General features: G+C 51.4%; 25 protein-coding genes and 3 tRNA genes. 13 read left to right on the top strand and 15 right to left on the bottom strand.

What is annotated here, in order from left to right; genetic code table 11:
- Positions 1-285 precede the first annotated feature (285 nt).
- The 5 genes from ispC to rpsB all read right to left on the bottom strand — a co-directional run bounded on the left by ispC (position 286) and on the right by rpsB (position 4,923).
- Positions 286-1,482 (bottom strand): 1-deoxy-D-xylulose-5-phosphate reductoisomerase, encoded by a 1,197-nt coding sequence (gene ispC, locus DXU84_RS20920; RefSeq protein ID WP_112152492.1) that lies wholly within the window; start codon positions 1,480-1,482, stop codon positions 286-288.
- A 158-nt stretch (positions 1,483-1,640) separates the two neighbouring features.
- Positions 1,641-2,198: a ribosome recycling factor gene (gene frr, locus DXU84_RS20915; protein ID WP_013574196.1), complete on the bottom strand. Its 558-nt coding sequence runs from the start codon at positions 2,196-2,198 to the stop codon at positions 1,641-1,643.
- A 108-nt stretch (positions 2,199-2,306) separates the two neighbouring features.
- Positions 2,307-3,038, bottom strand: coding sequence for a UMP kinase (gene pyrH / locus DXU84_RS20910; RefSeq protein ID WP_013574195.1), 732 nt, complete (start codon positions 3,036-3,038; stop codon positions 2,307-2,309).
- A gap of 160 nt (positions 3,039-3,198) precedes the next feature.
- Positions 3,199-4,050 carry a translation elongation factor Ts gene (gene tsf, locus DXU84_RS20905; RefSeq protein ID WP_013574194.1) on the bottom strand — a complete coding sequence of 284 codons (852 nt, stop codon included), beginning with the start codon at positions 4,048-4,050 and terminating at the stop codon, positions 3,199-3,201.
- A 147-nt stretch (positions 4,051-4,197) separates the two neighbouring features.
- Positions 4,198-4,923 (bottom strand): 30S ribosomal protein S2, encoded by a 726-nt coding sequence (rpsB, locus tag DXU84_RS20900; RefSeq protein ID WP_013574193.1) that lies wholly within the window; start codon positions 4,921-4,923, stop codon positions 4,198-4,200.
- Positions 4,924-5,290: 367 nt separating this feature from the next.
- Here rpsB and map point away from each other — a divergent pair, with 367 nt between their 5' ends.
- The 4 genes from map to DXU84_RS20880 all read left to right on the top strand — a co-directional run bounded on the left by map (position 5,291) and on the right by DXU84_RS20880 (position 10,288).
- The gene (gene map / locus DXU84_RS20895) at positions 5,291-6,082 is read left to right on the top strand and encodes a type I methionyl aminopeptidase (protein ID WP_013574192.1); all 792 of its coding nucleotides are present in this window, start codon (positions 5,291-5,293) and stop codon (positions 6,080-6,082) included.
- A gap of 110 nt (positions 6,083-6,192) precedes the next feature.
- Positions 6,193-8,883, top strand: coding sequence for a bifunctional uridylyltransferase/uridylyl-removing protein GlnD (gene glnD, locus DXU84_RS20890; RefSeq protein ID WP_013574191.1), 2,691 nt, complete (start codon positions 6,193-6,195; stop codon positions 8,881-8,883).
- A 46-nt stretch (positions 8,884-8,929) separates the two neighbouring features.
- Entirely contained in the window at positions 8,930-9,754 is an 825-nt protein-coding gene (dapD, locus tag DXU84_RS20885) for a 2,3,4,5-tetrahydropyridine-2,6-dicarboxylate N-succinyltransferase (protein ID WP_013574190.1), read from the top strand.
- 144 nt (positions 9,755-9,898) lie between these two features.
- Positions 9,899-10,288 (top strand): DUF3461 family protein, encoded by a 390-nt coding sequence (locus tag DXU84_RS20880; protein WP_013574189.1) that lies wholly within the window; start codon positions 9,899-9,901, stop codon positions 10,286-10,288.
- A 92-nt stretch (positions 10,289-10,380) separates the two neighbouring features.
- Here the strand turns inward: DXU84_RS20880 and DXU84_RS20875 are convergent, their stop codons facing one another.
- Genes DXU84_RS20875 through DXU84_RS20865 form a run of 3 tightly spaced genes read right to left on the bottom strand, consistent with a single transcriptional unit; the run spans position 10,381 to position 11,968 of the window.
- Positions 10,381-10,830: a flavodoxin gene (locus DXU84_RS20875; protein ID WP_013574188.1), complete on the bottom strand. Its 450-nt coding sequence runs from the start codon at positions 10,828-10,830 to the stop codon at positions 10,381-10,383.
- A gap of 42 nt (positions 10,831-10,872) precedes the next feature.
- Positions 10,873-11,652: a tRNA pseudouridine(65) synthase TruC gene (gene truC / locus DXU84_RS20870; protein WP_037035145.1), complete on the bottom strand. Its 780-nt coding sequence runs from the start codon at positions 11,650-11,652 to the stop codon at positions 10,873-10,875.
- 1 nt (position 11,653) lies between these two features.
- Complete coding sequence (locus tag DXU84_RS20865; protein ID WP_013574186.1) at positions 11,654-11,968, bottom strand: YqcC family protein; 315 nt, start codon at positions 11,966-11,968, stop codon at positions 11,654-11,656.
- Between the two features lie 190 nt (positions 11,969-12,158).
- Between DXU84_RS20865 and DXU84_RS20860 the strand changes: the two genes are divergently transcribed.
- Entirely contained in the window at positions 12,159-13,397 is a 1,239-nt protein-coding gene (locus DXU84_RS20860) for an MFS transporter (protein WP_013574185.1), read from the top strand.
- 657 nt (positions 13,398-14,054) lie between these two features.
- Here DXU84_RS20860 and syd read toward each other — a convergent pair.
- Complete coding sequence (syd, locus tag DXU84_RS20855; RefSeq protein ID WP_013574184.1) at positions 14,055-14,606, bottom strand: SecY-interacting protein; 552 nt, start codon at positions 14,604-14,606, stop codon at positions 14,055-14,057.
- 76 nt (positions 14,607-14,682) lie between these two features.
- Between syd and queF the strand changes: the two genes are divergently transcribed.
- The 3 genes from queF to xni all read left to right on the top strand — a co-directional run bounded on the left by queF (position 14,683) and on the right by xni (position 17,894).
- Positions 14,683-15,528, top strand: a complete 846-nt coding sequence (queF, locus tag DXU84_RS20850) for an NADPH-dependent 7-cyano-7-deazaguanine reductase QueF (protein WP_112152495.1) — start codon at positions 14,683-14,685, stop codon at positions 15,526-15,528.
- A 170-nt stretch (positions 15,529-15,698) separates the two neighbouring features.
- Complete coding sequence (ppnN, locus tag DXU84_RS20845) at positions 15,699-17,063, top strand: nucleotide 5'-monophosphate nucleosidase PpnN (protein ID WP_013574182.1); 1,365 nt, start codon at positions 15,699-15,701, stop codon at positions 17,061-17,063.
- Between the two features lie 78 nt (positions 17,064-17,141).
- The gene (xni, locus tag DXU84_RS20840) at positions 17,142-17,894 is read left to right on the top strand and encodes a flap endonuclease Xni (protein ID WP_013574181.1); all 753 of its coding nucleotides are present in this window, start codon (positions 17,142-17,144) and stop codon (positions 17,892-17,894) included.
- A gap of 130 nt (positions 17,895-18,024) precedes the next feature.
- Here xni and rlmM read toward each other — a convergent pair whose 3' ends face one another.
- From rlmM to DXU84_RS20820, 4 genes are all read right to left on the bottom strand, one after another.
- The gene (gene rlmM / locus DXU84_RS20835) at positions 18,025-19,131 is read right to left on the bottom strand and encodes a 23S rRNA (cytidine(2498)-2'-O)-methyltransferase RlmM (RefSeq protein WP_013574180.1); all 1,107 of its coding nucleotides are present in this window, start codon (positions 19,129-19,131) and stop codon (positions 18,025-18,027) included.
- Positions 19,124-19,519, bottom strand: coding sequence for a DUF423 domain-containing protein (locus tag DXU84_RS20830; RefSeq protein ID WP_013574179.1), 396 nt, complete (start codon positions 19,517-19,519; stop codon positions 19,124-19,126). The genes rlmM and DXU84_RS20830 overlap by 8 nt, the downstream gene beginning before the upstream one ends.
- Before the next feature lie 93 nt (positions 19,520-19,612).
- Positions 19,613-20,533, bottom strand: coding sequence for a transcriptional regulator GcvA (locus tag DXU84_RS20825; protein WP_013574178.1), 921 nt, complete (start codon positions 20,531-20,533; stop codon positions 19,613-19,615).
- 484 nt (positions 20,534-21,017) lie between these two features.
- Positions 21,018-21,239, bottom strand: coding sequence for a YgdI/YgdR family lipoprotein (locus tag DXU84_RS20820; protein WP_013574177.1), 222 nt, complete (start codon positions 21,237-21,239; stop codon positions 21,018-21,020).
- Between the two features lie 187 nt (positions 21,240-21,426).
- Between DXU84_RS20820 and csdA the strand changes: the two genes are divergently transcribed.
- A complete protein-coding gene (gene csdA, locus DXU84_RS20815; protein WP_112197716.1) occupies positions 21,427-22,632 on the top strand; it encodes a cysteine desulfurase CsdA in 1,206 nt (401 codons plus the stop codon).
- Between the two features lie 20 nt (positions 22,633-22,652).
- Positions 22,653-23,087, top strand: a complete 435-nt coding sequence (csdE, locus tag DXU84_RS20810) for a cysteine desulfurase sulfur acceptor subunit CsdE (RefSeq protein ID WP_013574175.1) — start codon at positions 22,653-22,655, stop codon at positions 23,085-23,087.
- Here the strand turns inward: csdE and tcdA are convergent.
- Both tcdA and mltA read right to left on the bottom strand, forming a co-directional pair.
- Positions 23,075-23,890 carry a tRNA cyclic N6-threonylcarbamoyladenosine(37) synthase TcdA gene (tcdA, locus tag DXU84_RS20805; RefSeq protein WP_013574174.1) on the bottom strand — a complete coding sequence of 272 codons (816 nt, stop codon included), beginning with the start codon at positions 23,888-23,890 and terminating at the stop codon, positions 23,075-23,077. The two genes, csdE and tcdA, sit on opposite strands and share 13 nt — an antisense overlap.
- A gap of 45 nt (positions 23,891-23,935) precedes the next feature.
- A complete protein-coding gene (gene mltA / locus DXU84_RS20800; protein ID WP_013574173.1) occupies positions 23,936-25,048 on the bottom strand; it encodes a murein transglycosylase A in 1,113 nt (370 codons plus the stop codon).
- A gap of 219 nt (positions 25,049-25,267) precedes the next feature.
- Between mltA and DXU84_RS20795 the strand changes: the two genes are divergently transcribed.
- From DXU84_RS20795 to DXU84_RS20785, 3 genes are all read left to right on the top strand, one after another.
- Positions 25,268-25,344 (top strand) — tRNA-Met (locus tag DXU84_RS20795).
- Between the two features lie 62 nt (positions 25,345-25,406).
- A tRNA-Met gene (locus DXU84_RS20790) sits at positions 25,407-25,483 on the top strand.
- Positions 25,484-25,556: 73 nt separating this feature from the next.
- Positions 25,557-25,633 (top strand) — tRNA-Met (locus DXU84_RS20785).
- Positions 25,634-25,708: the final 75 nt, after the last annotated feature.

Here is a 25,708-nt window from a genome sequence, read left to right as displayed (position 1 = left end):
CGTACTCATTTCCTTTTATCAGAACACAGCGGCTTTCTGGCTGGCATAACATTCTTCTGGCTGACGACGCCACAACAGTTAGCTGGCGGCACACCTTTCTGTCGCTGGTGCGACTACACGCGCAAAAAAGCCGTGTCCCCCTTGCAGGCACGGCTTACACTGACAGATCACCGATTCCACCTTTAACACTCAGGCCCTGAAAAGCCAAATCTACTGTCAGTGTGGCGCAGACTATACCATTTCAATGTGATGCTAACAAACTGCTGCATAAGTACAAAAACAGCCTTATAGCGCAAATGTATGAAGTTTCTCACGTGCACTGGCTCTCGCCTGCGCGTCGATCTCCAACACTTCCTCAACAGAATCAGGTTCAGCGCTCACTAACTGCTCCATCACCTGACGATTCAGGCCAGCAATGTCAGTAAAACGAATCTCACCATTGAGGAACGCGGCCACCGAAATTTCATTCGCGGCATTCAGTGCCGTCGTCGCTGCCTGCCCGGTGTTGCTGGCTTCGATAGCCAATTGCAAACAAGGATAACGTGCGTAATCCGGTGCACTGAAAGTCATCGCACCCATTTTACAAAAATCCAACGCTTCGACGTCAGTTCTGACTCTGTGCGGATATGCCATGGCATGCGCAATTGGGGTACGCATATCCGGCGAGCCAAGTTGAGCCAGCACGCTGCCATCGCAATAACGCACCATGGAATGGATCACGGATTGCGGATGGATAATCACTTCCATCTCAGCAGCAGAGGCATTAAACAACCAGCGGGCTTCAATATACTCCAGCCCTTTATTCATCATGGTTGCCGAGTCGACGGAAATTTTACGCCCCATCGACCAGTTGGGATGCGCGCAAGCCTGATCAGGAGTGACATCGCGAAATTTATCCAACGGCAGTTCGCGGAACGGGCCACCGGATCCGGTTAAAATAATGCGGGAGATCCCGTGGCTTTCGAGGGAAGCATATCCCAGCTGTTTTTGAATGGATTCAGGCAAACTCTGGAAAATAGCGTTATGTTCACTGTCGATAGGCAATAGCTGAGACTGACTATGGCGGACAGCGTCCATAAAAATGCGCCCGCAGGTCACCAGCGATTCTTTGTTAGCCAGAAGTACCTGTTTACCTGCGCGGACAGCAGCAAGTGTCGGTAACAAGCCCGCAGCCCCCACGATAGCCGACATCACCTGATCCACATCATCAAGAGCGGCCAGTTCAGTCGCCGCATCGGGTCCGGAAAGCACCTCGGTACGGCTTCCCTGTTCAGCCAGAATGGCTCTCAGCGCACGGGCAGAAGATTCATCCGCCATCGAAGCATAGGCAGGGTGAAACTCAAGACACTGCTGCGCCATAACGTCAACATTGCGCCCTGCAACCAGTGCTTTAACGGAGAAATCGTCAGGGTTAGACCGGACAACGGAAAGCGTGCTGGTGCCGACAGACCCTGTCGAACCAAGAATAGTCATTTGTTTCATGAAAATGCCCGGGATAGCGCTCGTAAATTCGGAAAGTGCACAGTCTGAAACCTCTTATCTGGCTTGTCCATGAGATTGTTCGAACAGGTAAAAAATTTAAAGCCCGATAAAAGACAAAGCGCCGCAATTGCGGCGCTTTGGAAGAAATTCAAGCCGGATTAGAACTCCATTAACTCGGCTTCTTTCTCGCTCAGAGCAACGTCGATTTTCTTGATGAAAATATCAGTCAGTTTCTGAATATCGTCCTGGGAACGGCGATCTTCGTCTTCGCTGATTTCTTTATCTTTCAACAGTGCTTTGGTTTTATCGTTCGCATCGCGGCGGACGTTACGGACAGAGACACGGCCCTGCTCTGCTTCGCCACGCACCACTTTGATCAAGTCTTTACGACGTTCTTCGGTCAGCGCTGGCAATGGAACACGAATTGTCGCGCCTGCAGAAGACGGGTTCAGACCCAAATCAGAGGTCATGATCGCTTTTTCAACAGCAGCGCTGATAGAGCGGTCAAAAACAGAGATTGCCAGAGTACGGGAATCTTCCACCGTCACCTGTGCCAGCTGACGCAGAGGCGTTGCTGAACCGTAGTATTCCACCATGATGCCATCCAGGATGCCCGGAGATGCACGGCCGGTACGGATTTTGCTGATATGCGTTTTGAATGATTCAACGCATTTTTCCATGCGAATTTCAGCGTCTTTTTTGATTTCGTTAATCACGTTGTGAACCTTTGAAAGCTGATTACCTGGCAGACCATAACATCAGTATAGTCCGTGAATACTCATGCCAGCAGAGGCTGGCTGAACGTAATGTTCAATTGTGAAGGATCACTCCGCTTTAGAAATCAGCGTTCCTTCATTTTCACCCATCACCACGCGACGCAGTGCACCAGGCTTATTCATGTTGAAAACGCGAATTGGCAGATTGTGATCGCGGGCCAGCGTGAAGGCCGCCAGATCCATCACTTTCAATTCCTGTTCCAACACTTCCTGATAGGTCAGTGTTTCGTAGAGTGTCGCTTCCGGATTTTTCACCGGGTCGGCAGAATATACGCCGTCAACTTTGGTCGCTTTTAATACCACATCAGCTTCGATTTCGATCCCGCGCAGACACGCTGCTGAGTCAGTGGTAAAGAAAGGATTGCCGGTACCGGCGGAGAAAATCACCACACGGTTATGACGCAGCAAGCTGATGGCTTCTGCCCAGCTGTAATTATCACAAACACCGTTCAAAGGGATTGCAGACATCAGGCGTGCGTTAACATAGGCGCGGTGTAATGCATCACGCATTGCCAGGCCATTCATGACAGTCGCCAGCATACCCATATGGTCGCCTACAACACGATTCATGCCCGCCTGTGCCAGACCCGCGCCACGGAACAAGTTACCGCCGCCGATCACAACACCTACCTGAATGCCGAGTTCGACCAGCTCTTTTACTTCCTGAGCCATGCGATCTAATACACTCGCGTCGATACCAAAACCTTCACTACCCTGCAGGGCTTCGCCACTGAGTTTGAGCAGGATACGTTGATAAACGGGTTTCGCATTGGTAGCCATGGTGTCTGTCCTAGAAGCAATGTGTCTTAATGGATAGTCAGTCTTTACATCATAGCGCTGTCTGAATGACATTCACGCACAATGTAATAGGAATTTGGGGCTGGATAAAACGGAACCGCCCTTTCGCAGCGGTTCCATTTTAGGGTGTATCAGATACTGATTAAGACTGTTTAGTCATTGCTGCAACTTCAGCAGCAAAGTCAGTCTCAACTTTCTCGATACCTTCGCCCACTTCGAAGCGGATGAAGTTAGTCACGTCAGCGCTATGTTCTTTCAGAACCTGACCCACAGTTTTGCTTGGGTCGATAACGAAAGGCTGACCAGTCAGAGAAACTTCGCCGGTGAATTTCTTCATGCGGCCTTCAACCATTTTCTCTGCAATCTCTTTTGGCTTGCCAGACTGCATCGCGATGTCCAGCTGAACCTGGTACTCTTTTTCTACCACTTCGGCAGACACATCTTCAGGCTTAACGAATTCTGGTTTGCTTGCTGCAACGTGCATAGCAATTTGCTTAACCAGTTCTTCATCAGCGCCTTTAGCAGCAATCAGAACGCCGATACGAGCGCCGTGCAGGTAGCTGCCCAACACGTCGCCTTCAAGGATTTGAACGCGGCGAATGTTGATGTTCTCACCGATTTTAGCAACCAGCTGAATACGTTCTTCTTCGAACTGAGCTTTCAGGACTTCAACGTCAGTCACTTTGCCTGCAACAGCAGCGTCCAGTACTTTGTCAGCGAAAGCCTGGAAACCAGCATCTTTAGCCACGAAGTCAGTCTGGCAGTTAACTTCCAGAATCACGCCGAAGTTACCTTCGATTTTGGTTTTGATCACGCCGTCAGCAGCTACGTTGCCTGCTTTTTTCGCCGCTTTGATCGCGCCAGATTTACGCATGTTTTCAATTGCCAGCTCGATGTCGCCGTTAGCTTCAACCAGAGCTTTCTTACAATCCATCATGCCAGCGCCAGTACGTTCGCGCAGTTCTTTTACCAGGGCAGCGGTAATATCAGCCATTGTATTTTCCTCGATTATCTCAGTGCAAAAAGGGTTTTTGCGGTGAGATATTTCTCGCATTTAAGATAAGCAAAGGGGGCCAATAAAGGCCCCCTAACCAACATATTTCAATACCTGGTTAATAAGGGCTCTGCTGAGCTTGCCTTATTATTCAGCTTCTACGAAGCTTTCTTCTGCCTGAACAGCCAGATCTTGCGAACGGCCTTCACGAACAGTGGCAGCAACAGCGCTCAGGTACAGATTTACTGCACGGATTGCGTCATCGTTACCTGGGATAACAAAGTCAACGCCATCCGGATCGGAGTTGGTATCAACAATGGAGAATACCGGGATACCCAGGTTGTTAGCTTCTTTGATTGCAATGTGTTCGTGATCAGCATCGATAACGAACAGAGCATCAGGAAGACCACCCATATCCTTGATACCACCCAGGCTGTTTTCCAGCTTAGCCAGTTCACGAGTACGCATCAGCGCCTCTTTCTTGGTCAGCTTCTCGAAGGTGCCGTCCTGAGACTGAATTTCCAGATCTTTCAAACGTTTGATGGACTGACGAACTGTTTTCCAGTTAGTCAGCATGCCGCCCAACCAGCGATGGTTCACGAAGAACTGGTCGCAGTTGTGTGCAGCTTCTTTTACCGCTTCGCTTGCTGCGCGTTTAGTACCAACGAACAGGATCTTACCTTTACGGGAGGAGATCTTCTGCAACTCAGCCAGAGCTTCGTTGAACATTGGAACAGTTTTCTCAAGGTTGATGATGTGAACCTTGTTACGAGCGCCGAAGATGAATGGCTTCATTTTCGGGTTCCAGTAACGGGTTTGGTGACCGAAGTGAACACCGGCCTTGAGCATGTCGCGCATGGAAACAGTTGCCATGATAAAACCTCTATTAAGTAGTTGGGGTTATGCCTCCACGTATCCCATACAACCGACCCTGCAGAACGAATTCCCAAGGCACCCCGGCGTATGTGTCGATACGTGTGTGTTATTACTTACGTTAATAAGTACACAATGAGTGATTTTGGCTTTAATCCCTCAGAGTCGTAAGACCCAGAGCGGATTGCCGGCGCGCTTTATACCATAAATAACGGCCCGGCAGCAACTTTTGTTCACCGGATTGCTTCCCGGGAAATGATAGTTTGGCAGCAAATATCAGGGCTGATACCATAAGCCACAGCTAATTATTGACGACATCGGTGTAGAAATAAAGCACACCTGATGCACAGAACCCGCAGGACAACACATGGCTATTTCAATCAAAACCCCTGAAGACATCGAAAAAATGCGCGTTGCTGGCCGTCTGGCCGCGGAAGTGCTGGAAATCATTGAGCCTTTCGTTAAACCGGGCGTCAGCACCGGCGAGCTGGATCGCATTTGCGCCGATCACATCGTGAACAAGCAACAGGCGGTTTCTGCCTGCCTGGATTACCACGGCTTCCCGAAATCTGTCTGTATTTCCGTTAACGAAGTGGTGTGCCACGGTATTCCGAGCGAAGACAAAATTTTGAAAGATGGCGACATCGTCAACATTGATGTCACGGTCATTAAGGATGGTTTCCATGGTGACACCTCCAAAATGTTCATCGCGGGTAAACCGACGATTCTGGGTGAGCGTCTTTGCCGTATCACGCAGGAAAGCCTGTATATCGCACTGCGCCTGATCAAGCCAGGTATCCGCCTGCGCACGTTGGGTAAAGAGATCCAGAAGTTCGTTGAAGCCGAGAAATTCTCTGTGGTACGCGAATATTGCGGTCACGGCATCGGTGAGGGTTTCCACGAGGAGCCTCAGGTACTGCATTACGATGCGGATGACGGCGGTGTTGTGCTTCAGGCGGGTATGGCGTTTACCGTTGAACCGATGGTCAACGCAGGCGATTACCGTATCCGCACCATGAAAGACGGCTGGACAGTAAAAACTAAAGATCGCAGCTTGTCGGCTCAGTACGAGCATACTATTGTGGTGACAGATAACGGTTGTGAAATTATGACGCTGCGTAAGGATGACACCATTCCGGCTATCCTGACGCACGACTAAACAGTCACCCGCTCTGCGGAGAGGGTATAAATCTGTGAATCAAGCCGGCGAAAGCCGGTTTTTTTTATCTTTCACGTTTATTGGTCTCTCACGTGTAGGGCTGCGCACCCATGATTGAAAACTTCCCGGCTGAAAAGAGCGTACTACTGCAAACCACGCAGGATCTCGCCCGTACTTTTCCGCTACAACCGGCCTCCCCTTCTGTCTATCCGGACGACGATTTAAACCGTCAGAGCCTGAAACAGCATATGGAACAGTTTCAGGCATGGCTGGCGGATGCCTTCAATGCCGGGCAACAGGCTGAAGAACTGGTAGACGCACGGACGCATTACATCGATCAGCTGTTACAGCGTCTGTGGACCTTCTACGGCTTCGACAATATTCCGGAAACCGCGATGGTGGCCGTAGGCGGCTACGGGCGCGGCGAATTGCATCCTTTATCGGATATCGATGTTCTGGTGCTCAGCCAGAAACGGCTTAACGATGAACAGGCATTGCGCATCGGTGAACTGATTACCTTGCTGTGGGACGTTAAGCTGGAAGTCGGACACAGCGTGCGTACGCTGGAAGAATGTCTGCTGGAAGGATTGGCTGATTTAACCGTAGCCACCAACCTGATCGAATCCCGCCTGATCTGCGGCGATGTCGCGCTGTTTCTCAGTATGCAGAAACACATTTTCAGCGACGGATTCTGGCCTTCGCCAAACTTCTTCCGCGCCAAAATTGATGAACAAAATGAACGCCATCTGCGTTATCACGGCACCAGTTATAACCTTGAGCCAGATATCAAAAGCAGCCCCGGCGGCCTGCGCGACATTCACACCATTTTATGGGTAGCCCGTCGTCATTTTGGCGCCACATCGCTGGACGAAATGGTGGCCTTTGGTTTTCTGACCAAAGCTGAGCGCAACGAACTGCTGGAATGTCAGAGTTTCCTGTGGCGAATCCGTTTTGCCCTGCATTTGCTGCTGCCCCGCTACGACAACCGTCTGCTGTTCGACCGCCAGCAAAGTGTGGCGCAATTGCTGCAATATCAGGGCGAAGGCAATCAGCCCGTCGAACGCATGATGAAAGATTTCTACCGCATGACCCGCCGGGTCGGCGAGCTGAATCAGATGTTATTGCAGTTGTTCGATGAAGCGATTCTGGCCATCGGCCCGAATGAAAAACCACGGCCGCTCGATGAAGATTTCCAACTGCGTGGCGATCTGATTGATCTGCGGGACAGCACGCTCTTTGACCGCCGTCCGGAAACTATCATCAGCATGTTCCACCTGATGGTGCGCCATCGCGAAATCAAAGGGATTTACTCCACCACCGTCCGCCTGCTGCGCCATGCCCGTCGACATCTCAAAGAGCCGCTATGCATGATCCCGCAGGCGCGCGAAATGTTTATGTCGATCCTGCGCCATCCGGGCGCCGTGTCACGCGCGCTGGTGCCTATGCACCGCCACAGCGTGCTGTGGGCATATATGCCGCAATGGGGGCAGATCGTCGGGCAGATGCAATTCGACTTGTTCCACGCGTACACAGTCGATGAACATACCATTCGCGTGCTGCAAAAACTTGAAAGCTTTGCTCACGAAGAAACCCGGCCGAAACATCCACTCTGTGTGGAGCTGTATCCGCGGCTGCCACAGCCTGAACTGTTGCTGATGGCCGCCCTGTTCCACGATATTGCCAAAGGCCGCGGTGGTGATCACTCGATTCTCGGCGCGCAGGATGTGCTGGAATTTGCCGAACTGCACGGGCTGAATTCCCGTGAAACCCAGTTGGTCTCGTGGCTGGTTCGCTGTCACTTGCTGATGTCAGTGACGGCACAGCGCCGCGATATTCAGGATCCTAATGAAATCCAGCAGTTCGCCGCAGAAATGCAGACCGAAGTTCGCCTGCGCTATCTGGTCAGCCTGACCGTGGCGGATATCTGTGCCACCAATGAAACCCTGTGGAACAGCTGGAAACAAAGCCTGATACGCGAACTGTATTTTGCCACCGAAAAGCAATTGCGCCGCGGCATGCAAAATACGCCGGATCTTCGCGAGCGCGTGCGTCATCACCGCCTTCAGGCGCTGGCATTGCTGCGTATGGATAATATTGATGAAGAAGCGCTGCACCGTATCTGGAGCCGCTGCCGGGCAGATTATTTCCTGCGCCATTCACCCAATCAACTGGCATGGCACGCAAGACACCTGCTGGAACATGACTCCACCAAACCGCTGGTGCTGGTCAGCCGTCAGGCAACGCGCGGCGGGACCGAGATATTTATCTGGAGCCCTGACCGACCGTATCTGTTTGCCACCGTCGCCGGTGAGCTGGACAGGCGTAACCTGAGCATTCATGACGCGCAGATTTTCACCAATCGCGACGGCATGGCGATGGATACTTTCATTGTACTGGAACCGGACGGCAGCCCGCTGGCGCAAGACCGGCATGAAGCCATTCGTTACGCGCTGGAACAGTCGATGACGCAGGCTTATCAGCCGCCGCGTGCGCGACGTCCTTCGCCGAAACTGCGTCATTTCAGCGTGCAGACCGAAGTCAGTTTCCTGCCGACGCATACCGACCGCCGGACGTATATGGAACTGGTGTCGCTGGATCAACCCGGTCTGCTGGCACGCGTCGGGGAAGTCTTCTCTGATCTCGGCCTGTCGCTGCACGGTGCGCGCATCTCGACCATCGGCGAACGCGTAGAGGACTTATTTATTCTGGCAAATGGCGAGCGTCGTGCGCTGGATAAGCAAACTCGCCAGGAAATCACACGCCGGTTAACTGAGGCACTCAACCCTGGCGATAAAATGTGATACAAGTACCACTATCTTTTAAAACCAATTCAGGAAAGAGAACAGGATGCAGCAACTACAAACCGTTATTGAACAAGCCTTCGAGCGCCGTGCAGACATTACTCCGGCTAACGTTGACAGCGTAACGCGCGACGCTATCACTGAAGTTATCAGCAAAATCGACAGCGGCGAATTGCGCGTTGCTGAGAAGATTGATGGCGAATGGGTGACGCATCAGTGGCTGAAGAAAGCGGTACTGCTCTCGTTCAGAATCAATGACAACCAGGTGATGGAAGGCGGTGAAAGCCGTTACTTCGATAAAGTGCCCATGAAATTCGCTGACTACGATGAAGCGCGTTTCCAGCGTGAAGGTTTCCGCGTGGTGCCACCTGCTGCCGTGCGTAAAGGCGCATTCATTGCACGCAACACCGTGCTGATGCCTTCTTATGTCAACATCGGCGCTTACGTTGATGAAGGCACCATGGTTGATACCTGGGCGACTGTCGGTTCTTGTGCGCAGATCGGTAAAAACGTTCATCTGTCCGGTGGCGTAGGTATCGGCGGCGTTCTGGAGCCACTTCAGGCGAACCCGACTATCATCGAAGACAATTGCTTCATCGGCGCGCGTTCAGAAATCGTTGAAGGCGTGATCGTGGAAGAAGGCTCGGTGATTTCCATGGGTGTTTACATCGGCCAGAGCACCAAAATCTATGACCGTGAAACTGGTGAAGTGCATTACGGCCGCGTACCAGCGGGCTCCGTAGTGGTTTCCGGCAACCTGCCTTCTAAAGACGGTAAATACAGCCTGTACTGCGCTGTCATCGTCAAGAAAGTAGATGCGAAAACTCTGGGCAAAACCGGCCTGAATGAGTTATTGCGCACAATCGACTAAACTTAAAAATAGCGGGTATTGTTTTAAAAAATAACCCGCTATTTTTTTATCTTCTAAACGGCAAACTGTGCAATTAATCAATGATTAAAGCCGCCGTTCAGTTCATCATGACACTCTGATTTTCTCCTAAACGAAGGTGGCGCTATGTATGACAATCTGAAAAGCCTGGGCATTAATAATCCCGACGATATTGATCGTTACAGCCTGCGTCAGGAGGCCAATAACGATATTCTGAAGATCTATTTCCGCAGAGATAAAGGCGAGTTTTTTGCTAAAAGCGTGAAGTTTAAATACCCGCGCCAGCGTAAAACCATCGTTGCCGATAATGCCGGTCAGGGTTATAAAGAAATTCATGAGATCAGCCCAAATCTGCGCTATGTGATTGATGAGCTGGATCAAATCTGTCAGCGTGATCAGGTAGAAGTGGATCTGAAACGTAAAATTCTGGATGACTTACGCCATCTTGAATCTGTCGTGGCGAATAAAATTTCTGAGATTGAATCTGATCTGGAAAAACTCACCAACGGCCGCTGATAAATTCCGGTCAGAAGATGTGAATACAAAAAAGGTCAGGCGTTTGCCTGACCTTTTTATTTCTTGCGCGCAGAACGGCAAAGGGTGTGACGTTATTTAAGCAACTGTCCCCATTTTTCCACCCACGGAATCGCAACGGTTTCCGGTTCGGCAGTTTCCATGGCGTCAATTTCCAGCATTTCGCCAATGCGCGATGCGCCTTGTTCCTGCAATAAATCATCCAGCTTATGGCCGCCGCCACAGAAATGATCGTAGCTGATATCACCCAGCGCAATCATGCCGTAACGCAACTCCGGCTGATAGCCCACGGTGTCACGGATGGCGACATACAAAGGCGCTATGCTGTCCGGCAAATCCCCCTGACCGGTAGTCGACGTCACAATCAGCACAAAGTGATGACGGTAATATTGCCAGGCTTCAAGCGTGCCTTCTTCAAACAGTTTCACGTCATGACCCTGGCCTTTCAGCACGGTTTCCGCTTCCTCTGCCACCAGTAACGCATTGCCGTATACCGTACCGACAAAAATTCCGACTTCTGCCATGGGTTTCACTCCTGTGTGATGCCAATATTTCAATCAAAGGGACTAAATTTGTGCACTATCCTGACGGCAAGTTTCTGCAAACTCAACCCTTTCAAGCTCAGGGATTTTTCCCTGCCAGCCAAACTGTGTCACCACATTTTGCCAGCGATGATCCCAGCGCGCCTGAATCGACAACGGCTCACCCGTAACCGGATGAGGCAATTGCATATGACTGGCGTGCAGCATCAGCCCGGAACAGCCGAAATGCTGCGTCATACCCCGGTTTTGCTTTAAATCACCGTGCGCACTGTCTCCGATTATCGGGTGACGCAGATGCGACATATGCCTGCGCAGCTGATGTTTACGACCGGTTTCTGGTTTCAGTTCAACCAGGCTATAACGCGCCGTATCATAACGACCAACAGCCACGGGCATCTCGACCTGAGCCACCACGCGATAATGCGTGACCGCAGGCTGTGGCGCTTTATCCGGACTGGCAAACTTATCGGCGATTTTATCAAGCTCTTCCGTCAGCGCGTAATCGAGGGTACCGTCTTGCGGCACATACCCGCGAACCACGGCATGATACATCTTGCTCATCTGGTTATTTTCAAACTGCTGCGACAGTAAACGCGCCACGTCACTGGACAGTGCCAGCAGCAAAACGCCGGATGTCGGCTTATCCAGCCGGTGAACAGTAAACACATGCTGACCAATCTGATCACGCAATGTTTGCATCACAAACACCGTTTCATGGCGGTCCAGCCAGCTGCGATGAACCAGCATACCCGCAGGTTTATTTACTGCGATCAGATGTTCGTCCTGATACAAAATTTCCAGCATGTCAGTCTTCTATGTTCAGCAAATCGTCGAGGCGTTGCAGCTGAGTCAGCAAACGGAGTGCTTCAGGCATCGCCACTTCAAAATAGGGGGTGATAGCAAAACGGGTTGGCATTGGTGCCTGGGCCTCCAGCAACGCGTACATACGGGGAACCAGCACCCATTGGAGCCATTGTTCAGCAGACAGGGTATCCACTGAAAACGGCTCTTTGCTTTCAAAGGCTTCCGCTTCCGGCGGCGTGGCGTGCCACAATTTTTCATCACGCATGACCTGCTCGATATCTTCTAAAATCTGGCGAACCTGGTTTTCTATATTCATCAATGACTCTCTTCGTTCATGGCCCCGGGCAGCCTCCGCTGGGGGGCGCAAAGCATAACATTGAAGGACTGATGCCCCAACTTTCTGCATCCTATCCAATTTATCTATCCAACCATAAGTTTTTCGTGGTAGCGATAAACGCCCGTTACGGGCAAACTACCGCCACTTTTTTCTTTACAGATCTGTCCACATGTCCGCACAACACATTCAAAAAGCACACGCAACACCGGCAAAAGCCATGCTGGCCTCCGTCACCGGCTACGCCATGGACGGATTTGATTTATTGATCCTCGGTTTCATGCTCCCGGCTATTACCAGCGAATTTGGTTTGTCTTCCTCACAAAGTGGTTCGCTGGTGACCTGGACCCTGATTGGTGCCGTACTGGGCGGCGTCATTTTCGGACCTATCAGCGATCGTTTCGGCCGCATCCGGGTACTGACCTTCACCATTCTGATGTTCTCCCTCTTCACCGGTTTATGCGCTTTCGCACAAGGGTACTGGGATTTACTGATCTATCGCACTCTGGCTGGTGTCGGCCTGGGCGGTGAATTTGGTATCGGCATGGCGCTGATTGCAGAAGCGTGGCCGGCGGAAAAACGTAACCGCGCCTCGGCCTATGTCGGCATGGGCTGGCAGCTCGGCGTGCTAATGGCCGCCTTCCTGACACCGATGCTGTTGGGCATTATCGGCTGGCGCGGCATGTTCCTGGTCGGACTGTTACCGGCGCTGGCCTCTTTCCTTATCCGCCGCACAATGGGCGAACCGGAAGCCTTCGTAAAACACACTGCCAGCAATAATGATGGCTCACTGTTTAGCCGCATTAAGTTACTGTTCCGCGATAAAGTCACGACCAAAGCCAGTATCGGCATTCTGATCCTGTGCTCTGTTCAGAACTTTGGTTATTACGGGCTGATGATCTGGATGCCGAGTTATCTGTCGAAAAACTTTGGCTTCTCACTGACCAAATCTGGCCTGTGGACCGCCGTGACGGTTGTCGGTATGACCTTCGGCATCTGGCTGTTCGGCATGTTGTCGGATCGTTTCCCGCGCTGGAAAATCTTCCTGATTTATCAGATTGGCGCTGTCGTGATGGTGGTGTGTTACGCGCAGTTGTCTGACCCGACGCTGATGTTGTTCGCAGGCGCGCTGATGGGGATGTTCGTGAATGGCATGATTGGCGGTTACGGCGGCCTGATTTCCGATCTCTATCCGGTACGTGTCCGGGCGACGGCCCAGAATCTGTTATTTAATCTCGGACGTGGCGTCGGTGGTTTTGGCCCGCTGGTGATTGGAATGCTGGTGGCACAGGTGTCATTTACCGCAGCAATTACCTTGCTGGCCGCGATTTATCTGCTGGATATTTTTGCCACTTTATTCCTGTTGCCGAAAAAGCAGGGGCAGGATGATGTCTTGGGGGCGATCGGCTGAGGAATGGCTGGCGCTTTGGGCTGGAAGGAAGATTTTACAGAAGTAATTTTTATAGACATAAAAGTTGGGGGCACTGTTTTCACAGTGCCCCCGGTTCGTTTTATAGCAATCCAGCTACCTGAGTGCTCCCTGCTCAATCCCTGAAAACTTTTCCTGCGGTTATCCTAACCGGCTGTCCTTTGCATCGTCCAACTTTCATCCTGACGGTCTGTCCTAAGTCATCCTGACTGATGTCCCTTGGTCATCTGTGACCCGCTCAGCTTCCTTTGTGAGCTCTCTTCTCCGTCCTGGAGGTGTCCCTGGTTTCGTCCTGAAACATCCTGGCATAATCCGATGCCGTCCTGACTCTTCCTGAGCCGTCCCCTTTTTTATGAATCAGCCATCATCCTGATGTTCTGCTTCATGCTTCCTTAGTGCCTGACTAGAATCGTTGATTTCGGCCTTGGGAGCAAGGCAGGCTGTAAGCCAACCTCAGCGGGCGTAAGCCGTCTCACAACCAATAAATCAACCAACTAATTGATTTTATTTATGAAAATTATTTTAACCAGGAAGTAATTAAGTCAAATTAGCGAGATCTCTTACAGCCTTTGTGAGAGATCTCTCACACGCTTGTGAGCCATTTGTGCTCTGCGGGATGGGTCGTTCAGATGATGTTGCTCAGGCGGGACAAACAGCGGTCAGCATTGTAAGGAATTCTGATAACGATGGCGAGAGTATAGTTCGTTTTTTACTGCCGAACTGTTCCAGCACGACATTACCGGTCACATTGCATAACGAAACCAGATCCAGCTCGGAATCTGTGGTCGCCAGAAAAAGGGTAGGTGTCAGCTTCAGCCTCTTTTGCGTGACCAGATGCCCGATCAGATTTTCCTGCAAACGGGTGAAATCTTCCTGGCTCCAGACCTGCAACAACGTCAGCGGATTTCCCTGCCAGCTGGCGGTCATGTCCCCTGCATACTGTGTCGTGTAAAACTCATGCGCCTCAGGACGCAACTGTAATTCCAGCGCCCGTTCTACATTTTGCAAGGTCGCATCAGGGGTAAACGTCTGTGTTAGCCAGAAGACCTTGTCTTCATCTGTTTTGACCACGCACGGCGAATCCACACCAAAAAGGGCTTCACTGGCGGGCGGCATGCCGGTTTCCTGTTGCCAGAGATCGACATAACGTTGAGTAAATTCACGCAATGCTACAGAAACTTCAGACTCCATAATTCTCTCATCTTCCGGTAAGGCTGGGGTAAACTAGGGATTATTCTCTATTGTACCTATTTCGTAAGGTGACAGCATGTCCTCATATCAGGATAACCCCGCCCTGGCGCAACTGACGCTGGGTAAAAGTACGGCTTATGTCGATCAATACGACGCGTCTTTATTGCAGGCCGTTCCGCGCAGCATGAACCGTGAACCGCTGGGTTTATATCCGGACAACTTACCGTTTCATGGCGCAGATATCTGGACGCTGTATGAACTGTCGTGGCTCAATGCCAAAGGCCTGCCGCAGGTTGCCGTGGGTGAAATCAGTCTGAATGCCAACAGCCAGAATCTGATCGAATCCAAAAGCTTCAAGCTCTATCTGAACAGCTTCAACCAGACCGTTTTCGCGGACTGGCAGGCGGTCAAGGAAACATTAACCCGTGATTTAAGCGCCTGCGCGCAAGGCGAAGTCACGGTGAGCGTCAGCCGTCTGTCTGAGATTGAAGGTTCAGCGGTTGGGCATTTTGACGGTGTTTGCATCGATGAGCAGGATATTGAGATCGACAGTTACGAGTTCAGCACGGATTATCTGGCCAATGCTAAAGGTGCTGAGATCGTTGAAGAGTCGCTGGTCAGTCATCTGCTGAAATCCAACTGCCTGATCACCCATCAGCCAGACTGGGGTTCCGTTCAGGTCCAATATCGCGGCCCGAAAATCGACCATGAAGCGCTGCTGCGTTACCTGGTTTCTTTCCGCCATCACAATGAATTCCACGAACAATGCGTTGAACGCATCTTTAATGATTTGCTGCGTTTCTGCCAGCCGGAAAAGCTTGCCGTTTATGCGCGCTATACACGCCGCGGTGGTCTGGACATCAATCCATGGAGATCCAACTTCCCGTTTGAACCTGCAACCGCGCGACTTGTCAGACAATAATGCGAGACGTTGCTCAAGAACTGAGCTAACGCTCTGTCAGCATTGGTAAAAGCCTGATGACGGGGTTACTGTTAAATCGCGTACGGCGCAAAAAATATGATCCGAAAAATCATGCGCCGCAATCAGGTAGCAGAAAGAATCACTGCACCCGTTGGTGTCAAGGAGCAACTTTGATTACACATATCAGCCCGTTAGGCTCAATGGATTTGTTGTCTCAGCTGGAAGTCGACATGCTCAAACGTACTGCGAGCAGCGACCTCTATCGTCTTTTCCGAAATTGTTCACTGGCCGTGCTTAACAGCGGCAGCCAGACTGACAGCAGTAAAGAGCTTCTCGACCGTTACGAAAGCTTTGATATCAATGTGCTGCGCAGAGAGCGTGGCGTGAAACTGGAACTGGTAAACCCACCGGAAGACGCATTTGTGGATGGCCGGATTATCCGCTCATTACAGGCCAACCTGTTTGCTGTACTGCGCGATATTCTGTTCGTGAGCGGGCAAATTGACAACGCCGGTCGTTTTCAGCACCTGAATACCAAAAACTCAGCGCATCTGACCAATCTGGTGTTCTCTATCTTACGCAATGCCCGCGCCCTGCATCTGGATGAAGATCCGAACATGGTGGTTTGCTGGGGCGGACATTCAATTAATGAAATTGAATATCAGTATGCCCGTAACGTCGGCAGTCAGCTGGGTCTGCGTGAACTGAACATTTGTACCGGCTGTGGCCCGGGCGCAATGGAAGCCCCGATGAAAGGCGCCGCCGTCGGCCACGCGCAACAGCGCTACAAAGCCGGCCGCTTTATCGGCATGACAGAACCGTCGATTATTGCTGCTGAGCCGCCTAATCCACTGGTCAACGAACTGATCATCATGCCGGATATCGAAAAACGGCTTGAGGCGTTCGTGCGCATTGCGCACGGGATCATTATCTTCCCTGGCGGTGTAGGTACCGCAGAAGAATTACTGTATCTGCTGGGCATTCTGATGGATCCGGAAAACAGCGATCAGGTTTTACCGCTGATCCTCACCGGCCCGAAAGAAAGCGCGGATTACTTCCACGTTCTTGATGCCTTCATTAAAGAAACGCTGGGTGAAGAAGCCTGTAAGTTCTACACCATCATCATCGACGATCCGACAGAAGTCGCCCGTCAGATGAAACGCGCCATGCCGCTGGTGAAAGAAAACCGTCGTAACAGCGGAGATGCCTACAGTTTCAACTGGTCGATTCGCATTGCGCCCGATTTGCAGCACCCGTTCGAACCGAATCATGAAAACATGGCGAACCTGAATCTTTATCCTAACCAGCCACCGCAGGAACTGGCCGCCGCACTGCGCCGCGCCTTCTCCGGTATTGTGGCCGGTAACGTGAAAGAATTTGGGATCCACGCCATCGAAAAACATGGTCGCTTCAAGCTGCACGGCGATCCGGCTTTAATGAAAAAAATGGACAGCCTGCTGCAAGGTTTCGTCGCCCAGCACCGTATGAAATTGCCGGGCAGCGCATATATTCCTTGCTATGAGATTTGTGCCTGACCGACCGATCACACGGCAAGTCACACTTCTAAAGCAGATCTAAGGGCGACGCGAGTCGCCTTTATTATGGAGATTAACATGGCAATACATCTGCTGATTATTGATGCCCTGAACCTGATCCGCCGTATCCATGCGGTTCAGGGTTCGCCTTGTCTGATTACCTGCCAGAACGCCATAGGTCAGCTGATTCAGCATACTCAGCCCACACATGCCGTTGCCGTATTTGACGAAGATGACCGGGCAGACAGTTGGCGTCATCAGTGTCTGCCCGACTACAAAGCCGGGCGCTCACCAATGCCAGATAATCTGGTTGCGGAAATGCCCAGCCTGAAAGCCGGTTTTGAAGGGCTAGGCATTGCCTGCTGGCATTCTGCAGGTAATGAAGCAGACGACCTGGCGGCAACACTGGCCGCGAAAGTGTCATCCGGCGGCCATCAGGTCACCATCGTTTCAACCGATAAAGGGTACTGTCAGTTACTGGCACCCAATATTCAGATCCGCGATTACTTCCAGAAACGCTGGCTGGATATGCCGTTTGTTCAGGAAACGTTTGGCGTATTGCCACAGCAACTCACCGATTACTGGGGTCTGGCCGGGATCAGCAGCAGTAAAATCCCGGGAGTGCCGGGAATAGGCCCGAAGACGGCGGTCACGTTACTGACGCAGACCGGATCGCTGGATGAGCTTTACGACAATCTGGAAGGCGTGCCGGAAAAATGGCGTAAAAAACTCGAAGAGCACCGTGAACTGGCGTATGCCTGCAAACGTGTATCAACGCTGCAAACCGACGTCGCGCTGGATGGCAATTTGCAGCAACTGCGCTTGCCATAAAAAAGCACTTCTCAAACGCAAGTGCTCAGGAAGGATACTCTGAATAATTTGAATTGCAGGCAGGTGGCAAGTAAGTGATTCGGGCTAACGCACGCAGCCAACGCCCCTGCAGTTCAAAGTATGACGAGTATCAGCGATCACGCTCGTCGCGACGTCCGCCAATAGCCGACCAGAAACGGCGGATATGCACGGTGACTTCTTCGCGATCGTGATAAAGCTGCTTCGCGAAGATCTCGGCATTCACGCCATTTTCTTTCAGACGTTCGTCGATGCGTTCAAGAATATTAGAGACCTCTTCGTAACGCTTTTTCATCGGCAACTTCAGGTTAAAGATCGCCTCACGGCACCAGCCGTTGACCAGCCAGTCACACATCAGCGCAGCCACTTTAGCCGGTTTTTCGACCATGTCACACACCAGCCAGTAGTTCTTAGTGCTGGTGGATTTGTAACGGAAGCCGTCTTCACGCAGATGAATCACCTGACCGGTTTCCATCAGGCTGGGTGCCATCGGACCGTTGTCGACAGCCGTGACCATCATGCTGCGTTGTGTCAGCTGATACGTCCAGCCGCCAGGACACGCGCCTAAATCCACCGCGTACATGCCACTTGCCAGACGTTCATCCCACTCATCAGCCGGAATAAAGACATGGAAAGCTTCTTCCAGTTTCAGCGTTGAACGGCTTGGCGCTTCGGAAGGAAACTTGAGGCGCGGAATACCCATATAGAACGGTGAATTGTTATTGCTGTAGGAATACCCCACATAGCAGCAACCCGGCGCGATAAAGAACACATGCACTACCGGACGCAGCGCATTCTCTTTCTTGCCCAGCACTTTGCATTCGCGCATCGCGGAACGCAGCGGCACAGTCAGTTTGCGGCAGAACTTGGTCAGCTCTTTGCTTTCATTGGTATCAGGCACTTCAACGCGAAGCTCACCACCGTTGGTAATCACGTTCTGAACCATGCCGACAATCGGAGAAACACGATCTTCCGGCGGCAAATCTTTCAGCAACTCCCCCACCACGATCAACTGACGGGCAAAAATCAGCTCGCGGAAGGGCAGTTCTTTGGCGATACGGTCAGCATCATCTGGTTGATAGCATTCAAACAGCACATAACCGCTGTTTTCTTTCACGCGGGCAAAACCGAAGATTTCCATCTTCGCAGCTTTGTCAGTAATTTCTGCTGCGCATTCTTTTTCAAAACCCTGACGGCAGTAGAGAGCAAGTTTATTCATGGCGTTCGGCCTTTTTCTTCAGGCGCAATGCGCCGATCAACAACAAAATCCAACCGACCAGGAACAAGGTACCGCCAATCGGAGTGACAAAAACGAACAAACGGAGATGTGACAGCGCCAGACAATAAAGGCTGCCGCTGAATAAAACGGTTCCCAGCGCTAAAAAGGCGCTGCTCCAGTAGAACCACACATTGCGCTGGCGCTGCATCGCAACACCCAGAATCATTACTACCAGCGTATGAATGCTTTGATAAGTTAACCCGGTATGGATCCATGCCATTTCCGCTTCGCCGAGCGACTGGCTCAACACATGTGCGCCAAACGCACCGAAAGCGACGTAGATAAAACCGCTGATAGCGGCGAAAATCAACATTGAACGACTGGTCATTATGCGTTACCTGTTATCGTTATTTGCTGATGAAAACCTGATTAATCAATCCCATCAGCAGACTCAGGACTTTCTATCCCCAGGAATCAGGCCTCACGCCTGATCGAAACGAAAGCGCAGTTTTTCCTGCTCGCTGGCTGCACGGGCGAGGATCCACTGACGAAAGGCGGCTATTTTACCCAGTTCTGCCTGACTGTCATGACAAACCAGATAAAAAGCATTTTTACTAATTAAAACTTCACTGAACGGACACACCAGACGTCCGGCCTCAATCTCAGTCTGTGCCATGACATTATTCACCAGCGCAATACCCTGCCCGTGAACGGCGGCCTGAACCACCATCGCACTGTGGCTGAAAATAGGCCCCTGCTGCACATTCACCTGCTGCAACCCAAGCTGTTTGGTGTACGCCAGCCAGTCCCGACGGGAAGCATCGTGCAGCAGTGTGTGATGACTTAAATCGGCGGGTTCCTTCAGCGGATTATCCCCCATCAGCAACGAAGGAGAACAAACCGGCAGTAAATACTCCGCATACAATCGCTCTGCCCGTAGCCCCGGCCAGTTACCCCGACCATGGAATATGGCGACGTCGACATCGTCGGCCAATTTATCTTCTTCACGGTCTACCGCCTGGATGCGTACATCGATGCCCGGATAAGCTGAGTTAAAGCCAGACAATCTTGGCACCAGCCATTGAATCGCAAAACTGGGCGGTAAACTGACGGTCAGCGCGCCTTTGGCACTGCGTGCCTGAAGTTTACGTGTGGCCTCATTCAGAGCAGAGAATATCTCTTTGATATCCAGATAATAGCTCTGCCCTTCTTCGCTCAGTAACAAAGAGCGATTGCGGCGGCGAAACAGTTTTAACCCTAAAAAGTCCTCAAGTGACTTAATCTGGTGGCTAACAGCGGCCTGCGTGACGAACAGTTCCTCGGCAGCCTTAGTAAAACTAAGGTGACGCGCTGCGGCATCAAACACCCGCAGAGAATTCAAAGGCGGTAAACGTTTTGACATAGAATGGATACTTCTTATTCGCCGGTTAGCGGAACGCCTGTCCGTGGGTTTAGGTATTAGTTTTTTTAATCCGAGACATTATAATTTGTCCGTTGAGGATGTACAGGCAAAAACCTATAGTGGCGCCACTTCCTGAGCCGGAACGAAAAGTAGATTGGTATGAGGATGCTGAAATACTTTTGGCTTGTGGTTGTGATGTTGTGTTTGCAATTGTCTGGCAATCCAGACGCGTAGCTTGAATGCTACAAACTTTTCACTTCCTGTACATTACCCTGTCTGTCCAAAGTGATTTTTTAGCACCGCAATTTGCGGTGCTTTTTTTTTGCTTTTTTTGCTGCATAAAGGACGCAAAGGAAACACCAGGCAGCAGAATGACGAGCGCATAATGTGACAAAACCGGCTTCCTCGCAAGAGGAGCCGGTTTTGTCACAAAGCAAAATGTGAGGTTACCTGAGCGACTGACTCAAGGTGTTCACGTCAGGAATCAGTTCCCTTCTGCCATTTCTTTGATTTCAGATTTATTGATCTGCTGCTTATTGCCATACGCATCGGTATAACTGATCATACCGGTATCACTGTCGGTGCTAGGTTTGCCTTCAGCAACAATGGTGCGGCCATCGTTGGTGTGCATCACGTAGTTGCTCGAACAGGCGGCAAGTGTTGTCGTCAGCAGTGCAGCTGAAATTACGGCGGCGATTTTCTTCATCATAGACTCCTTGCAGATTAATATGCTTCAAATTCCTGGTTAGACTCCAGGCTAATGCTTCTAGTCTTCGTAATTCAGCATAACAAACCTCTGATGAATTTCCAGGTAACCATTCCTAAAATGAATAAGCGGCTTGTGTTACAGATAAACCTGTATTTTTAACTCAGGCCGAAGGATCTGATTTCGTATGACTGATTTTAACCCCGCAGATTTTCGTCAACAGTTTCCTGCGTTGTCTCAGGGGCAATGTTATCTCGACAGTGCCGCCACCGCCCTGAAGCCGCAGGCGGTGATCGAGGCCACTGTAAATTTCTACTCTCAGGAAGGAGCCACCGTGCACCGCAGCCAGTATCATGCGGCGCAAGCCCTGACAGATGACTACGAGCAGGCCAGAAGGCTGGTGGCGCAGTGGATCAACGCGCCGCATTCCGCAGATATCGTCTGGACGCGGGGAACCACGGAGTCCATAAATCTGGTGGCACAAAGCTGGCTACGCCCCCGACTGCAACCGGGTGATGAGATTATTGTCAGTCAGGCGGAACATCACGCTAACCTCATTCCGTGGCTGATGGTCGCACAACAATGTCAGGCGCAGGTGATCACGCTGCCAGTGGATGAGTGCGGCATTCCTGATATCACCGCCCTTTCCGCCCTGCTGAACAACAAAACCCGCTTGCTGGCACTGACGCAAATGTCGAATGTTACCGGCGGAATACCCGATATAGCCCGTGCCGTTGAACTGGCACACGCTAACGACACGCCCGTTCTGATCGATGGCGCACAAGGCGTTGTTCATTGTTCGCCAGACGTTCAACAACTCGATATCGACTTTTATGCCTTCTCCGGCCATAAGCTTTACGGGCCGACAGGCATCGGCGTGCTGTATGGCAAAACTAAATTGCTCGAGAATATGGCACCGTGGCAGGGCGGCGGGAAAATGCTGACCCAGGCTTCCATGACCGGTTTTACACCGCAGGCCGTGCCCCACCGCTTCGAAGCGGGTACGCCTAACATTGCCGGTGTGATCGGGATGTCAGCAGCGCTGAAATGGTTAAAAACCGTAGATCTGCAAGCGGCAGAGAAATATACACAAAATCTGGCGAGTCTGGCTGAAGAGCAGCTTACGCAGATTGAGGGTTTCCGCAGTTTCCGCTGTCAGAATGCCTCACTTCTGGCATTCGATATCGCCGGTGTGCATCACAGTGACCTTGTGACATTGCTGGCTGAACAAGGCATTGCCTTGCGCGCCGGACAGCATTGCGCCCAGCCATTGATGGATGCTCTGGGCATCAGCGGAACATTACGGGCTTCATTTGCGCCGTATAATAATGAACAGGACGTTATACGGCTGGTCAGGGCAGTAAAATATGCTTTCGATCTGTTAGCCGACTAATTCATTCTTTGGGGAATACCATGTTAGCGCCACATCCTTTCGGCCATGAGATCACTGAATCCTCACTGACCGAAAAATTCGCGTCATTCCGTCAGTGGGAAGACCGCTACCGTCAGTTAATCCTGCTGGCGAAATCTTTGCCACCGCTGGATACGACGTTGAAAACGCCGGAAAATGAGCTGTCTGGTTGTGAAAACCGGGTATGGCTAGGCGCGGAAAAAGCGGTGAATGGAACAATGCATTTCTATGGTGACAGCGAAGGAAGGATCGTTAAAGGTTTGCTGGCAGTGCTACTGACCGCCGTGGAAGGCAAAACGCCAGACGAGATTTTAATGCGGGATCCGCTGACGCTGTTTGATGTATTGGGGTTGCGTGAGCAACTGAGTACCAGCCGCTCCAGCGGGCTTCATGCGCTGGCAGAAGGCGTAATCGCCCTGGCTCGTCAGGCTGCCTGAGCCTGACGCTGCGCCTTAGCCATCATCTTCTTCAATACGTGGGATACCGCGACAAAACCAAACGTCGCGGTAACCATCGTTGCAGCCCCAAAACCAGACGCGCAATCCATGCGTTTAGGGCCTTCTGCGCTTGCCTTTGCAGCACATACCGAGCCATCAGCCTGCGGGTACATCAGCGGCTCGCTGGAAAACACACAGTCAATTCCGAGCTTACCTTTGCTGTTTTTCACCACGTTGAAATCATTTTTCAGACGTTCACGCAGTTTTGCCGCCAGCGGATCCTGAATGGTTTTCGCCAGATCCACGACAGCAATTTGGGTCGGATCAATCTGACCACCCGCACCGCCCGTCGTCACCACCGGAATTTTATAACGACGGCAATAGGCCAGCAGCGCGGCTTTAGGCCGGACGCTGTCGATAGCATCAATGACATAGCTGAACCCTTGATCGAGCATCTCCGCCACGTTATCCGGCGTAATAAAATCATCAATGCAGGTGACTTTGCACTCCGGATTAATCGCCAGAATGCGCTGCGCCATAATTTCCGTTTTTGCCTGCCCGACGTTTTCACGTAACGCATGGATTTGACGGTTGGTGTTGGTCACACACACATCATCCATATCAATCAGCGTGATCGCGCCAATACCGGTGCGGGCCAGCGCTTCCGCAGCCCATGACCCCACTCCGCCAATACCAATCACACAGATATGCGCCTGCGAGAACAGCTCCAGCGATTGCTGACCATAAAGCCGGGCAGTTCCGCCAAAACGTTGCTGATAAGCGTCGGAGTAAGTCGCTGTCATGAAAAGATAAACCTCAGTGCGTTCGAAGACTTTGTCGTTTGAAATCTAGTTGGATGGCGCGTATGCCGTGAACAACGGCTTGCCGTTCTGCGCTGATTTTAACACCCAGACGCGTCCATAGTGATTATAAAATCCTGCGGAGTGGCCAGCGTCAGGACCAATCCCCTGATACATATCGAAATGTTGTCCTTTAATCGCACCACCAACATCCAGTGCGACCATCAGACGCATATGATATTTACCGGTAAACTTGCCTTTATCGTTAAGCTCCGGCACTTCCGCCAGCAAGGTAGTACCCGCCGGGATCAGCGAACGGTCAGAAGCTACAGAGGCTTTGGCAATCAGCGGCACACCGCTGGCACCGCGAACTGGCGCGAAAGGTTCAGGCTTGAAGAAAACGAATGACGGATTCTGTTCCAGCAATTCACGCACTTCTGCCGGGCTGTGAGTATCTGCCCACTGGCGGATCGCCTGCATAGACATATTCTCACGCGCCACTTCACCGCGGTCGATCAGCACTTTGCCGATACTGCGGTAAGCGTGACCATTCTTGCCCGCATAACCGAAGAACATGAACGGGCGACCATCGCCGTAATCGACATAACCGCTGCCCTGTACTTCCATCATAAAGTTATCCATCAGGGAGTTGGTCCAGGCCACCACATAGTTATCACTCAGGGCACCGGAGTAAATCGAAGCACGATCGGGCAGACGACCGCGTTTAGGCGGCATACGGTACAGCGGATACTGGAATTCGCCCTGACGGGTGTAGCGCGCCTGCACAACTGGCGTGTAATAGCCGGTCAGTTGCACGTTACCAAAATTGTCAGCACCTTCCATCTGATAGGCGCTGATGCCGTACTGGCTAAGATTGCGGGTATCAGCCCCGGAGCGCAGCCATTGTTCAACAGCCTGGAATGTCGTGTTATTACGACCATATAAAGAAGAAGAGGCAATTTGTACCGCAGCGACCTGATTAGAGTAATCCAGCGCATTTACCGGCTTGCCTGTAGCATTCGGCTCATTCACATATTCAAGCGCATTATCCAGACGGCCATCTTTATACTGCTGGCCCCGGTCAGTCGGTCGCGAAGAACACCCCGCCAGCACCGCTAACACCAGACCACCCAGCAGATATTTACTCCAACGTCCTTTCATTATTCCGCGCTCTCTTACTTTCAGGGAAATGGCTGGCGAAACGATAACAAACGCCCTATCAGAAAGGAATTACCACAGCCGAAAAAAGTGTACTGAGCCAAATTGAACACCAAACGGCGATTTTGTGCATAAAAAGCCAGCAACTAAGTGCTTTATTTGAATAAATTCAAAAAAGGGTTGCACGAAATCTCATGGGGAGTATAGTTCGCCTCCATCGGACGCGGGGTGGAGCAGCCTGGTAGCTCGTCGGGCTCATAACCCGAAGGTCGTCGGTTCAAATCCGGCCCCCGCAACCAATTCGATATCGATGCATTAAATGCCCGGTTGAATTGTACGATGAATTAAAGCAGTATACGGACGCGGGGTGGAGCAGCCTGGTAGCTCGTCGGGCTCATAACCCGAAGGTCGTCGGTTCAAATCCGGCCCCCGCAACCAATTCGAGACAGACGCATAAAGATGCTCAGTTCGAATAATGTGATGAAATAAAGCAGTAAACAGTAGTGACGGACGCGGGGTGGAGCAGCCTGGTAGCTCGTCGGGCTCATAACCCGAAGGTCGTCGGTTCAAATCCGGCCCCCGCAACCAACTACTAAAAATCAGTGAAAAACATCAGGCACCCTAACGGGTGTTTTTTTGTATCTGAATTCCGGCGAAGCGCGG

Origin of the sequence: Rahnella sp. RcJ3, assembly GCF_009498575.1 — a bacterium.
Classification (GTDB): Bacteria; Pseudomonadota; Gammaproteobacteria; order Enterobacterales; family Enterobacteriaceae; genus Rahnella; species Rahnella aceris.
This window is presented reverse-complemented; position numbering and strand designations above follow the sequence as displayed.

Bases quoted from the DNA above. Each gene is read 5' to 3' on its own strand.
- csdA (WP_112197716.1), top strand. From the start codon at position 21,427: ATGACTGATTTTAACCCCGCAGATTTTCGTCAACAGTTTCCTGCGTTG.
- csdE (WP_013574175.1), top strand. From the start codon at position 22,653: ATGTTAGCGCCACATCCTTTCGGCCATGAGATCACTGAATCCTCACTG.
- syd (WP_013574184.1), bottom strand. From the start codon at position 14,606: ATGGAGTCTGAAGTTTCTGTAGCATTGCGTGAATTTACTCAACGTTAT.
- DXU84_RS20880 (WP_013574189.1), top strand. From the start codon at position 9,899: ATGTATGACAATCTGAAAAGCCTGGGCATTAATAATCCCGACGATATT.
- tsf (WP_013574194.1), bottom strand. From the start codon at position 4,050: ATGGCTGATATTACCGCTGCCCTGGTAAAAGAACTGCGCGAACGTACT.
- queF (WP_112152495.1), top strand. From the start codon at position 14,683: ATGTCCTCATATCAGGATAACCCCGCCCTGGCGCAACTGACGCTGGGT.
- rpsB (WP_013574193.1), bottom strand. From the start codon at position 4,923: ATGGCAACTGTTTCCATGCGCGACATGCTCAAGGCCGGTGTTCACTTC.
- xni (WP_013574181.1), top strand. From the start codon at position 17,142: ATGGCAATACATCTGCTGATTATTGATGCCCTGAACCTGATCCGCCGT.
- map (WP_013574192.1), top strand. From the start codon at position 5,291: ATGGCTATTTCAATCAAAACCCCTGAAGACATCGAAAAAATGCGCGTT.
- rlmM (WP_013574180.1), bottom strand. From the start codon at position 19,131: ATGAATAAACTTGCTCTCTACTGCCGTCAGGGTTTTGAAAAAGAATGC.
- ispC (WP_112152492.1), bottom strand. From the start codon at position 1,482: ATGAAACAAATGACTATTCTTGGTTCGACAGGGTCTGTCGGCACCAGC.
- glnD (WP_013574191.1), top strand. From the start codon at position 6,193: ATGATTGAAAACTTCCCGGCTGAAAAGAGCGTACTACTGCAAACCACG.
- DXU84_RS20825 (WP_013574178.1), bottom strand. From the start codon at position 20,533: ATGTCAAAACGTTTACCGCCTTTGAATTCTCTGCGGGTGTTTGATGCC.
- tcdA (WP_013574174.1), bottom strand. From the start codon at position 23,890: ATGACAGCGACTTACTCCGACGCTTATCAGCAACGTTTTGGCGGAACT.
- mltA (WP_013574173.1), bottom strand. From the start codon at position 25,048: ATGAAAGGACGTTGGAGTAAATATCTGCTGGGTGGTCTGGTGTTAGCG.
- dapD (WP_013574190.1), top strand. From the start codon at position 8,930: ATGCAGCAACTACAAACCGTTATTGAACAAGCCTTCGAGCGCCGTGCA.
- DXU84_RS20865 (WP_013574186.1), bottom strand. From the start codon at position 11,968: ATGAATATAGAAAACCAGGTTCGCCAGATTTTAGAAGATATCGAGCAG.
- DXU84_RS20875 (WP_013574188.1), bottom strand. From the start codon at position 10,830: ATGGCAGAAGTCGGAATTTTTGTCGGTACGGTATACGGCAATGCGTTA.
- truC (WP_037035145.1), bottom strand. From the start codon at position 11,652: ATGCTGGAAATTTTGTATCAGGACGAACATCTGATCGCAGTAAATAAA.
- DXU84_RS20860 (WP_013574185.1), top strand. From the start codon at position 12,159: ATGTCCGCACAACACATTCAAAAAGCACACGCAACACCGGCAAAAGCC.
- DXU84_RS20820 (WP_013574177.1), bottom strand. From the start codon at position 21,239: ATGAAGAAAATCGCCGCCGTAATTTCAGCTGCACTGCTGACGACAACA.
- DXU84_RS20830 (WP_013574179.1), bottom strand. From the start codon at position 19,519: ATGACCAGTCGTTCAATGTTGATTTTCGCCGCTATCAGCGGTTTTATC.
- pyrH (WP_013574195.1), bottom strand. From the start codon at position 3,038: ATGGCTACCAATGCGAAACCCGTTTATCAACGTATCCTGCTCAAACTC.